At 72.9% G+C, this 546-nt stretch carries 1 protein-coding gene; it reads left to right on the forward strand.

Annotated features, from left to right (window positions below):
• Positions 1-478: glycosyltransferase (locus CKO23_RS25190; RefSeq protein ID WP_200336336.1), on the forward strand; the 478-nt coding region annotated here is incomplete at its 5' end.
• Positions 479-546: the final 68 nt, after the last annotated feature.

Below are 546 nucleotides of genomic sequence, written 5' to 3' on the forward strand. Positions count from 1 at the left end.
GATCTACGCCCCCGAGCGTGTGCTGCAGGCTTTCGCCGCGCTGCCGGGCGACGAGCTGCGCCTGGTCGTCGCCAACGACGGCTCGCTGCGCGCCGAGCTGCAGGCGATGGCCGATGAACGCACCGCCTTCGTCGGCCGGCTCGACGCCGACACCCAGGCCGGCTGGTACGCACGCGCGCTCTGGTATCTGAGCCTGCCGACCAGCGACTCGGTCTCGGTCTCGGTGCTGGAGGCGATGGCCCACGGCTGCATCCCCGTCGTCTCGGACCTGCCGGCCAACCGCGAGCTGGTGCGCGACGGCGACAACGGCATCGTGCTCGCCGCCGGAGAACGCCTGACGCCCGAGCGCCTGGCGCCGCTGGCCGCACGCGCCGGGGCGATCGCCGCCGCCAACCGCGCCTGGGTCGAACGCGAGGCCTTGTTCGCGCCGCGTGTGCGCGCCTTCGTCGACCGCCTGCTGGCGATGGAGCCGCGATGAGACTGCTGGTGCTGAACCACTACGTCGGCTCGCCGGCGCTGGGCATGGAGTACCGGCCCTACTACCTG

The organism is Thiocystis violacea (genome assembly GCF_016583565.1).
Classification (GTDB): Bacteria; Pseudomonadota; Gammaproteobacteria; order Chromatiales; family Chromatiaceae; genus Thiorhodococcus; species Thiorhodococcus violaceus_A.